This window comes from Paenibacillus sp. MY03 (assembly GCF_002165585.1).
GTDB classification, from domain to species: domain Bacteria; phylum Bacillota; class Bacilli; order Paenibacillales; family Paenibacillaceae; genus Pristimantibacillus; species Pristimantibacillus agaridevorans.
On the sequence record NZ_MXQD01000056.1, the window covers coordinates 70,917 to 81,354 of the forward strand.

A 10,438-nucleotide genomic window follows, 5' to 3' on the forward strand; every position below is an offset into this window, starting at 1 on the left:
TGTGAAAGTATGATGGAGTTATTACCAGCAACGATAAAAGGAGGAGGTCATAGGAAATGAATGTACTTGCCATAGTGGCTCACCCCGATGATGCAGAAATATTATGCGGCGGGACGTTGGCCAAATATGCCGCGCGCGGCGATCAGGTGACAATTGCGGTGTCAACAAACGGAGAAGTAGGGTCTCCCGTATTGCCTAAGGCTGAAATTGCGGAAATTAGGAGGCTGGAGGCGATTGCAGCGGCCGAGGTCATTGGCGCAAAGCTCCTATGGCTCAATTATCCGGACGAGTTTCTGTTCGATACAGCCGAAGTCAGACTGGCTTTTATTGAAGCGATGCGCAGCAGCAAAGCCGACGTCGTGTTAACGCACTGGCCGCAGGATTTGTACAATCCCGACCATACGGTAACCGGGCAGGTGGCAAATGATGTGGCGATTATGACAACCGTACCCAACATCGTTACGGCGAGCGAACCGTTAAAAAAAATTCCCGTTGTCTATTTTGTCGATAGTGTGGCGGGCATCGGCTTTCACCCGGACGAATACGTGGACATTACGGAGAGCATGAGCACAAAAAAAGAAATGCTGGGCAAACATGTCAGTCAGGTAGGCGACTGGCTGCAGGATCAATATGGTTCCAATGCGATCGAGATGATCGAGGTGATGTCGAGATTCCGCGGGATTCAGAGCGGCGTTCGTTATGCAGAAGGGTTCGTCCGGGCCAAGGCGTATCCCCGTAATTATACAGGATCGCTGCTGCCGCATTGACGCGCAAGGGAAACGGAAGCAACGGAGGGATGCGTAATGAGCCGATTTGACGGCCGAACGGTCATAATTACGGGCGGGGCAACGGGCATTGGCCTGGAGACCTCCGAACATTTTGCCGCCGAAGGCGCAGATGTGGTCATGGCAGGACGCAGCGTCAAGAGCGGAACCGAGGCGTTGCTTCGGTTGGAACGTTACAAAGAACGAGTACATTTTATTGCGACCGATGTTTCCGTCGAGGAAGACGTTAAGCGGTTGATCGAGCAGACGATGACGCTAACCGGGCGGGTCGACGTGCTTGTCAACAATGCGGCGATGTTCTATGAAAGCGATTTTATGGACGAAAGCACGGAGCGATGGCGGGCCGTATTCGATACGATTGTAAACGGGGCTTACTGGTGCACCAAGTATGCGGCACGGGCGATGAAGGGAACGGGCGGCGGAGCCGTCGTCAACGTGTCTTCCATCAACGGAGTGCGGGCTCTGATGAAGTCAAGCCACTACAATGCGGCCAAGGGTGCGCTTGATCAATTGACACGCGGCACTGCGCTGGAGCTCTCGCCGCTCGGCATCCGCGTTAACGGCGTAGCGCCTGGCTTTATCGACACGGCGTTGTCGGTCATTGGCGGCGTCAATGAGCTGGAGACGGAGGACTTCAAGCACTACTATGTAGGGCAGCGCAAGATCGCCCTCGCACGGCCCGGTTTGCCGCATGAGGTCGCGCGCGCTATTTTATTTCTCGCGTCGGAGGAAGCCTCTTATATTCAGGGAGCCATATTGCCGGTAGACGGCGGATTATCCATCACCTTCTGATAGGGGATATGAGGAAGAGAGGGCAAAATGTGATGACGGAACCACATCGAACAGATGGCGAGTGGCAGTCCATCAGTCCGGACATTCGCCGCAAGGTGCTTTCACCCGGAGAGCGAATGATGAGCATGCTGATCGATTTCAAGAAGGGCGGGTATGGCGCCGAGCACGCCCATCCGCATGAGCAGCTTGGCTTCGTTCTTTCAGGCAAAATTCGGATGAAGCTTGGCGGAGAAGAAAAGGTAGTACACGCCGGTGAGCAGATTTACGTGCCTGGCGACGTACCGCATGACGTGCTTGCGCTCGAAGATTCGCTTGTGCTGGAAACCTTTACGCCGCTGCGGCATGATTTGCTTGAAGCGGCCGGCATTATCATTCATAAGGAAACGGGGAATCAACCATGAAGATTACGGAAGTAGAAGCGATTTATTTGCGATTGCCTGATCTGGATGCCAGCCAATGCGACGGCACGCAGGATACGTTAGTGATTCGAATACATACCGATGAAGGGATCTCGGGGATCGGAGAAGTGGATTCTTCTCCGCTCGTAGCCAAGGCCGTTGTAGACACGCCGCCCTCTCATTCGATTGCTACCGGTCTCAGAAGCTTGTTGATTGGCGAGAATCCATTCGAGATAGAGCGTTTGTGGGACAAAATGTATCGCGGAACCATCTACTTCGGCAGAAGCGGTCCCGCACTGCACGCCATCAGCGGCGTGGATATGGCCTTGTGGGATATTGTAGGGAAAGCATCGAATCGGCCTGTTTGCGAGATGATGGGCGGCATTTTTAACAAGCGTCTAAAAGCTTATGCCAGCGCTCTGATGCCGGAGACGATCGAAGAAGCGGTAGCGATGGCGGAAGGTTATGTGCAGCAGGGCTACCAATCGATGAAATTTGGCTGGGGGCCCATCGGCCGCAACGCCAGGTTTGACGAAGCGCAGATCAAGGCGATCCGGCAGGCCGTTGGCGATGACATCGATATTATGATCGATGCCGGTCTCGCGTGGGATCTTAAGGGGGCGCTTCGCATGGCCGAGGTATACGAGAAGTACGGCGTCTACTGGCTGGAGGAGCCGGTGCATTCCAATGATCTTAACGGTTATCGTGAACTGGCCGATCGATCCAAAATCATGATTGCCGGCGGCGAGCAGGAAGCAGGAAGATTGGCTTTCCAGCGTCTGCTGGACGAAGGGCATTTGGACATTATTCAGCCAGACCTTGGCAGAGTAGGCGGACTAACCGAAGGCAAACGAATTGCTTATCTTGCTTATGACCGACACAAGAAGGTCGTGCCGCATGCGTTCAAGACGGGCATTCTTGTAGCAGCCAGCACTCATTTTGCAGCAGCTATTCCGAATGGTTTTATGATTGAGCATACGGTGTCATCTTCTCCGCTCGCTCGCGATCTGGTCAGTCGGGAAATCGAGTTTAAGGACGGATACGTTACTGTGCCAGTTGACCGTCCAGGGCTGGGCGTAGAAATGGATGAGGAAGTTCTGAACCGTTATCGGGTGAACTAAAACCTCGGAAGAGGCATTAGTTGATCGGGCAGGAACGTTGCGATTAGAGTTCAAAGGTGGGTTAGCTCATGAAAGCATTAATATATGAAGGACCGCGCGTGATGAATATGGGGGAAGCAGACATCCCTGAGCCGAAGGCGGATGAACTGCTCGTGCGAGTCGCCTATGCCGGCATATGCGGCTCCGAGCTTGGCGGATATCTGGGACATAATTCGCTCCGCAAGCCGCCGCTTATTATGGGGCATGAGTTTACCGGCATCGTGGAGCGCGCGGGAAGCCGTGCCTTGGATTGGCAGCCGGGGGACAGAGTGGTGGTCAATCCGCTCGCGACTTGCGGCGAATGCTCGTATTGCTTGAGCCAGCGGGAGCAGCTGTGCGAGTCGCGGGCGTTGCTCGGGGCACATCGCCCGGGAGCTTTCGCAGAATATATCGCTGTGCCTGCGGGCAATGCGCTTCGGCTGCCGGATTCCATATCTCTCGAGGACGGAGTGCTGACGGAGCCGCTTGCGTGCGCGGCTCATATCGGCCGATTGCTGCAGTGGAAGCCGCAAGACCGGCTGCTTATTTATGGGGCGGGCCCCATCGGTCTGTTCGTGCTGGCAGCAGCACGCATGGGCGGACTGCAAGAGATCGTCATCGTAGACATTAACGAAGAGCGGCTCGCGATTGCGAGCGCGATGGGCGGGCAAGGAGCCGTTGCAGCGGAGGGCGAATTCAATGCGGCAGTGGACGCGGTCGGTGCGTCCGTTACCCGTCAGCGCTGTGTCGAAGCGGTTCGGTCAGGCGGCAAGGTCGTATTTACCGGCCTTCACGAAGCAGATAGCTTGCTGCCAATTAATGATATCATCCGTCGCGAAATAACGTGCCGGGGAGCGTTTGCTTACGCGCCTCAGGACTTTACTGCAGCGCTCGACTGGCTGGAGCAGGGACGGGTGGACTTGTCGTCATGGATGCGCGTGCTGCCGCTTGAACAAGGGGCGGCGGGTTTTGAGACGCTGCTTGGAAGTCCCGGCGGCATCGCCAAGATTTTGCTGAAGCCCTAGTAGCTGAAGGAACTGCGGGCAAGGCATAGATAGAGGAGGAATTAAGGGATGAAACTGCTGCAATTTTATGAGAAACAAGACGAGAAACGAAAGCCGAGAATCGGCGTATTGGGCGAAGGCAATATCGTTCGTCCACTTCGCACGGACGGCACAATGCGGCCATTTATCGCGCGTCTGTCGGAAGTTGAGCCGTCGGAGCTGGAGCTTGCGACATGGGTGGAAGATGCCGAAGGATGGCCGCTGGAGGAGGTTGTGTTGTTGTCGCCGCTGACCGATCCCGAGAAAATCATCTGTATCGGTCTAAACTATCATGACCATGTCATCGAGTCTGGCATGAAGGTGCCTTCCGTGCCCGTACTGTTCCCCAAATATTCGAATTGTATCGCCGCGCATGAGCAGAGCATTGCGATTCCCGCAGAGGTCACGCAATGCGATTACGAGGTGGAGCTTGCGGTGGTCATCGGCAAGGAAGCGAAGCGGGTATCGCGAGAGGAAGCGATGGATTATGTGTTCGGTTATACCGTGCTCAACGACGTAAGCGCACGGGATATTCAGCTTAATGAGCCGCAATGGACGCGCGGCAAGACGATCGACGGCTTTGCCCCGATCGGGCCGTGGATCGTGACTGCGGATGAGCTTCCCCATCCCGGCAGCCTGGCCATCAAGCTGAGACTGAACGGGAAACTGATGCAAAATTCCAATACAAAGGAGCTCATATTCGATATTCCTTATTTGATCTCGTTCCTGTCCAATACGATGACATTGAAGCCGGGCGATGTGATCAGCACGGGCACGCCTCCAGGCGTCGGCATGGGACAGAAGCCGCAGGTTTGGCTGAAGCCGGGAGATGTGGTCGAAGCGGAGATTGAAGGAATTGGAGTTTTGCGTAACACGTTTGTTGCGGAAGCGGAACAGTAGATTCGAGGCATGCGAGTATGAAATATCATACACAGTGGCGTCGGAATGGTAGATTCGCAGATATCTCATACACATAATATAAATAAGAAAAAAGCTTTGAAGATATTAATACCCTCGATAGTATCATTTTTCATTTTTATTATATTAGGGAATTTCCATTGGGCGTTGGGGCGCTAAAATTTTTTGCAATGGGTAGAGTGCATCAGCAAATGATAGGAGGGGTACCGCCAACCAAAAGACGTAAAACCACGCTAAGACAATAATTACCAGTAATGAAGTCGATTTTCCTACGCTAAGGATAATCGACTTTTACAATGGGAGGTACCGGTCGACAAAACGCGAAAAACGTACGCTAAATACCTATGCTTCATTTGAAAGTTTTTTAAGAGGGCGTAACCCTTTCAAAGATGCGATTTGTTCTAGATCAAATTTGTATTCGCCTAAGAGATTTATGTGTTCTCATCCAAGAGGTGAAATGTGCTTCAACAATTCTTCGTTCAATTGTTTATTGCTCCTTCTAAACTCCGTTGCTTGGGTCAAATAAACCATATTCCATACACTGATTGCATTGATGAGGATATTTAAGGCGCTGGCCCGTTGTAGTTGATCTTGCAGAGCGCGCTCACGCAGCTCGCCATGCTTGCCGAAAAAGATCGCTCTGGCTAATGCGTTCATGGCTTCCCCTTTGTTCAAACCCCGGTGGATCTTTCGTCGTAGTGCCTCACTTGAAAGATAATCCAAGATGAAGATGGTTTTTTCAATTCGCCCCATAGAACGCTCCCATCACAGAAGCCGCATCTGCACCTGTCTGTTGGGCGCCGCTCTCCATGAACGCCGCGTCAGCATTCCCATCGTCGCATCCACTATTGTTTGCGTCGGCCCCACGCGCATTGAACTCCAACACGGATTCGATCCCGGCTTGTTTCTTTCCGTTGTTAAGGCGCTGCAACCGCTATGCTGAAACTATCCAGCTCTCACCCTGTCTATCTCGCTTGCGGTTCGACGGATCTTCGCAAGTCCATCGACGGCCTTGCGGCCATCGTCCAGGAAGGTTTTGTCTCGCTCCGTTCTCTCCCTGTCTGTTTGTGTTCTGCAATCGCGAACGACAACAAGCTCAAGATTCTATACTGGGAGCATAACGGCTTCTGGCTCTTCTACCGAGCGCGTCATCAAATGCCCTGCTTTTTGAACCAGGTCAATAGGGCATGTCGCAGCTTGTGAGGCGATAGATTTTGGACAAGAACGGATATTTTTCGGATTTATACGGTAAGCACGCTAGACATTGGTGGACAAGTATTCGACTTATTCTGCACGCTATCGGTGATGAAATCATTCAAGGTTCGACATAGAAATGGTATTTCCGAACCATTCCTGATTATAGAAAATAATGATAAAATTCCCATATAGTTATTGGTAATTAGATGCCAAAAACAATTTGGAGGTTAAGTATGAAGAAAAAAATCTTGTCCTATGTACTATTTGTTTCATTATTGTCTGTCCCTACACTAACTTATGCGCATACCGTAACGGAGACAGGAAGCGAGTCAGACGGGTATATTATCGGCACACATGCCCCGACAAAACAACCTAAGTTTTGGTGGACGCCAGGCACCGATCAGTATTGGAAGGATAGACTAAATGCCGGTAACAACAGCATGTATTCTCAAACTAGTAACAATTTAAAAGTCGTAAACGGGACTGCGTTTGAGACAAATAATTATATTGAGGCTCTTGGCAAACAATTTGATACCTGGGTGGCGAGAGTAGTAACTCAGCAATCAAGTGGTCAACACAAAGATAGTTGGCATTTGCAATTCAATACAAAATATGAGGATGATTATACTGATAGTCAATGGAATGGCATTGCTCAGCACGAATTAGGCCATGTCTTTGGATTGAGAGATCTTTATGACAGTTCTAACAGTGCCAAATTAATGTACGGTTATGCTGGTAGTTACAGTGGTTTAAAAACCACAGATTTAACCGGATTGAAAAAGATTTGGGGGTTTTAATATGAATAAAAAAACACTTATAATGACTGGAATTCTCTCACTTTCTCTTACAGGGGCAATTCTTATAGCGGATGAGGCAAAAAATTCTGCAGCAAATATCGTAGCGGTAGAACGACATGCTTCATTCCCGGCCTTCTCTACAGAAAAAGTTAAGGTAAAATCGGTATTGATCGTAAAAGGGAAGCCTGTGAGAGAAAGTGTGTTCTCTAATGATCTGGAGAGCCCATTTACTGAGTATACTTTCCAAATTTCAAACGTATATAAAGGCGATAAGGCTCTGAAGAATACATCCATCAGTGTCTTGCAGGATGGTATTCAAGGGGATTTTTATGCGGAACATCCACTAATGAGACTTAATACTGAATACGTGCTGTTCTTAGAGGAACCCGTCGAAGGGAAGTATATTATGACTGGTGGCCCTAGTGGCAAGTATGAAGTCGACAAATCGAATGGGTCATTTAAGTCCATCACTAAAAATGAAATTAATGCAACAGAATTCTCTATTCTAACAAAATAAAACATCATTGAGGGGATATGTAATGAAAAGGTATGCCTTAACAATATCGTCCCTAATTATGCTGGCAGTTTTTATGATTGCCTGCGGAAATAATAGTGGTTCTAATGCATCGATTCTGATATATAACAAGCAAGAATATATTGGGCAGGATGTCGTTTCATCAGATCAATACCCGAACAAAGATCTATTAGGAACAATTAGTAAACAGACTGATCCTGATCAAATGCCTCAAGAGGATTTTTCATCAAATGAACTTAAAGTTGGTACAAATATCTTTTCTCTTGAAGATGGTGTTTTGGGAGCAGAAATTGAAGAAAACAAGTTAAAACTGTTTAACTTAAAGAAGTAATCATTGTAACGCCTAATCGTTCAGGATTAAGAAACAGTATGCCAATTGGCATACTGTTTCTTTTCATTTTGTTATCATTCCCATGATAGTGATCAATGTCCGTCCAGTGTTGTAAAATATCCGGCAGATAGGAAACCTCACAGCCACAGATGACAGTCAAGGCATCAACAAAGCAAGCAAGCTGGCTTGTGAATCGTTAACCATACAACCAAATTGGCTGCCCGCGCTATTTTTCTACTATGCAACCATTATTTCACGTTATACTAAATAACACTATATATGTAAGTGTCCCATACTTTGTTTTTTATAATTCATTGGGACATCCTGCAAACTATTTTTGAATGGTCTAATTTAATCCTTCTTACCGGAGGAATTTTGTCAGGATTTTTTCTGAAAAGTCTGCTCTCCAAAAACGGCTGAGCGGTTGGTGGCTTGCTCCTTTTATAGCGCTTGTTTGTTTGGGTGTTTGTTCATAGTGAGCTGCTACAAGCAACCGACGCGTCTGCGGTGGCCACGCTGGTCATCCGGATCTGGAATCCAGGACGTAGCTGCTGCAGCCCGAAGGTTGGTGGGTTTGCGGAAACCATCACTAGAGGCGGCTTGCTGCAGTCAATTGAACCTGCTCTTGACTTAAAAACCGTCCAGACGGTATAGTTAACAATAACGAATACCTGTAGAGGAGGACGGACATGAGGTCGAATTCCAAACGCGTCTTGCTGTTGGAGGCTGCCGCAAGAATAATCAAGGAAGAAGGGGCGGCGAAGCTGACGCTGGACGCGGTCGCGCAGGAAGCGGGCGTTAGCAAGGGCGGGCTGCTGCATCATTTTGCGAGCAAGGAAGCACTGATCAAAGGATTGGTGGAGCACATTACGGATACGTTTGTCGCCGATATGGAAAGCCGGGTCAAGCGTGATCCGCAGGAAACGGGGAAGTGGAGCCGTGCCTATGTGGCTTCGACGTTCCAGGGAGGATCGGAGTCTGATGGACTGACGACCGCGCTAATCGCAGCGCTGTTCGCAAAGCCGGAGCTGCTGGGCACGCTTAGGGAGCAATTCGATTCGTGGCAGAACGAAATTCAGTCTGACGGAATGGATCCCGTGCTGTCCACGATTATCCGGCTTGCGACCGACGGACTTTGGTTCGCGGAGCTGTTCGGCTTCGGACTGCTTGACGCCGGACTGCGAAGCCAAGTACAAGCGAGGCTGACGCAATGGACGGAGGGGGAGTCACGAACATGACGAACGCGTATTTGTTGCTGGCCGTCGCGATCGTCAGCGAGGTGTTCGGCAGCTCCATGCTAAAGCTGTCCGACGGCTTCAAGCGGCGCATGCCATCGCTGGGCGTTGTACTCGGCATGGGAGTCGCCTTCTATTGTCTGTCGCTAGCGCTCGCGGTTATCCCGCTTGGCACGGCTTACGCGATCTGGTCCGGCCTGGGCACGGCGCTTACAGCCATGATCGGGGTTATCGCGTTCAAGGAACGGCTGGACTGGAAAAAGGGGCTGGGGCTGATTCTGATCATCGCGGGCGTTGTCGTAATGAGATTAACGGGAGGCGGGCATTGATGGAACGGGGAACGAAGCAATCCTTGCTGAAGGGATACGGCTGGCTGTCGCTTGCCATCGTCACGGAAATATTCGGCACCTCCATGCTGAAGCTGTCCGAAGGATTCACAGAGCTCCTTCCTTCCATCGGTGTAATGATCGGGTTCGGACTGGCATTCTATTGCCTGTCTATCAGCATTCGAACGCTCCCGCTTAGTCTCGCTTACGCGATCTGGTCGGGCGTCGGCACCGCGCTAACGGCGGTCATCGGCGTATGGATTTGGGGAGACGCATGGAACTCCTACACGGTTGGCGGCATACTGCTTATCATCGGCGGCGTAGTCCTATTAAATGGATCCAAGAACGCTGGGACGGCAGGGAAGGCTGCGGAGCAGGGCTAGGTGTCAGACGAATGCGGTGTATAGGATGGCCGCGTTGCTCTTCAAAATCGAGACTGGGAAATATTCCTTGCTACAGGTTTGAACTCAGCAGAAAAAGGGGTAAGTAGATATATAATCTGCTTGGGAGGTGACAGCAATGAACGAATTCGAACGAAGCGCCGATAACCGGCGCGAGCAGCAGGGCAAGCGCGACAATCCGGAAGGGATTCCGACGGAGAATGAGAGTCTGTTCGATAAGTTTGTCAGCGAGCGCACGGTCGATCCGATCCCGGTTGAGGACCAGACCATCGAGCAACAAGACGAGAAGGACAAGGAGCGCACGAAACAGGATTCTCACAGCGAACGTAAGTATCGTACGGGAAATTGAGTGCAGTCTGGCTGAACAGATTTACCTGGTTCACTTCTTTTTCCAAGTGTTATCATAAAGTCGAACAGGATTAAAAAACCCACCTCTGGCGCTAACCGTTGGGTGGGTTTTTACTTTCTCTTGTTGTTAGAGTTAATGTAGGCTTTATCCTTTTATTTCGTCTATAATTTCTTTAATTTGTTGAATATGTCT

At 50.3% G+C, this 10,438-nt stretch carries 14 protein-coding genes and 1 pseudogene; 14 read left to right on the forward strand and 1 reads right to left on the reverse strand.

Annotated elements, in window-relative coordinates:
* The first annotated feature begins 56 nt into the window (after positions 1–56).
* From B1748_RS31075 to B1748_RS31100, 6 genes are all read left to right on the forward strand, one after another.
* A complete protein-coding gene (locus B1748_RS31075; protein ID WP_087571847.1) occupies positions 57–767 on the forward strand; it encodes a PIG-L deacetylase family protein in 711 nt (236 codons plus the stop codon).
* Positions 768–803: 36 nt separating this feature from the next.
* Positions 804–1,577: an SDR family NAD(P)-dependent oxidoreductase gene (locus tag B1748_RS31080; protein ID WP_087571848.1), complete on the forward strand. Its 774-nt coding sequence runs from the start codon at positions 804–806 to the stop codon at positions 1,575–1,577.
* A 32-nt stretch (positions 1,578–1,609) separates the two neighbouring features.
* Entirely contained in the window at positions 1,610–1,978 is a 369-nt protein-coding gene (locus B1748_RS31085) for a cupin domain-containing protein (RefSeq protein WP_087571849.1), read from the forward strand.
* Positions 1,975–3,096 carry a mandelate racemase/muconate lactonizing enzyme family protein gene (locus B1748_RS31090; protein ID WP_087571850.1) on the forward strand — a complete coding sequence of 374 codons (1,122 nt, stop codon included), beginning with the start codon at positions 1,975–1,977 and terminating at the stop codon, positions 3,094–3,096. Before B1748_RS31085 ends, B1748_RS31090 begins: the two co-directional genes overlap by 4 nt.
* Before the next feature lie 68 nt (positions 3,097–3,164).
* Complete coding sequence (locus tag B1748_RS31095; RefSeq protein WP_087571851.1) at positions 3,165–4,139, forward strand: zinc-dependent alcohol dehydrogenase; 975 nt, start codon at positions 3,165–3,167, stop codon at positions 4,137–4,139.
* 48 nt (positions 4,140–4,187) lie between these two features.
* The gene (locus tag B1748_RS31100; RefSeq protein WP_087571852.1) at positions 4,188–5,057 is read left to right on the forward strand and encodes a fumarylacetoacetate hydrolase family protein; all 870 of its coding nucleotides are present in this window, start codon (positions 4,188–4,190) and stop codon (positions 5,055–5,057) included.
* Between the two features lie 360 nt (positions 5,058–5,417).
* On the opposite strand, the pseudogene B1748_RS31105 reads toward B1748_RS31100, so the two are convergent.
* Positions 5,418–5,834 (reverse strand): annotated as a pseudogene (locus tag B1748_RS31105) (Tn3 family transposase); the annotation flags it as partial.
* 177 nt (positions 5,835–6,011) lie between these two features.
* Here B1748_RS31105 and tnpB point away from each other — a divergent pair.
* The 8 genes from tnpB to B1748_RS31150 all read left to right on the forward strand — a co-directional run bounded on the left by tnpB (position 6,012) and on the right by B1748_RS31150 (position 10,246).
* On the forward strand, positions 6,012–6,278 hold the full coding sequence (gene tnpB, locus B1748_RS31115; RefSeq protein WP_087571854.1) for an IS66 family insertion sequence element accessory protein TnpB: 267 nt from the start codon (positions 6,012–6,014) through the stop codon (positions 6,276–6,278).
* A gap of 227 nt (positions 6,279–6,505) precedes the next feature.
* Positions 6,506–7,069 (forward strand): zinc metalloprotease, encoded by a 564-nt coding sequence (locus B1748_RS31120; protein ID WP_087571855.1) that lies wholly within the window; start codon positions 6,506–6,508, stop codon positions 7,067–7,069.
* A 1-nt stretch (position 7,070) separates the two neighbouring features.
* Positions 7,071–7,586 (forward strand): hypothetical protein, encoded by a 516-nt coding sequence (locus tag B1748_RS31125; protein ID WP_087571856.1) that lies wholly within the window; start codon positions 7,071–7,073, stop codon positions 7,584–7,586.
* 22 nt (positions 7,587–7,608) lie between these two features.
* On the forward strand, positions 7,609–7,935 hold the full coding sequence (locus B1748_RS31130) for a hypothetical protein (RefSeq protein WP_087571857.1): 327 nt from the start codon (positions 7,609–7,611) through the stop codon (positions 7,933–7,935).
* Positions 7,936–8,624: 689 nt separating this feature from the next.
* Complete coding sequence (locus B1748_RS31135; protein ID WP_087571858.1) at positions 8,625–9,173, forward strand: TetR/AcrR family transcriptional regulator; 549 nt, start codon at positions 8,625–8,627, stop codon at positions 9,171–9,173.
* Positions 9,170–9,499 carry a DMT family transporter gene (locus tag B1748_RS31140; protein WP_087571859.1) on the forward strand — a complete coding sequence of 110 codons (330 nt, stop codon included), beginning with the start codon at positions 9,170–9,172 and terminating at the stop codon, positions 9,497–9,499. Before B1748_RS31135 ends, B1748_RS31140 begins: the two co-directional genes overlap by 4 nt.
* A gap of 26 nt (positions 9,500–9,525) precedes the next feature.
* Entirely contained in the window at positions 9,526–9,879 is a 354-nt protein-coding gene (locus tag B1748_RS31145; RefSeq protein ID WP_087571866.1) for a DMT family transporter, read from the forward strand.
* 136 nt (positions 9,880–10,015) lie between these two features.
* Positions 10,016–10,246, forward strand: coding sequence for a hypothetical protein (locus B1748_RS31150; RefSeq protein ID WP_087571860.1), 231 nt, complete (start codon positions 10,016–10,018; stop codon positions 10,244–10,246).
* The last annotated feature ends 192 nt before the right edge of the window (positions 10,247–10,438 follow it).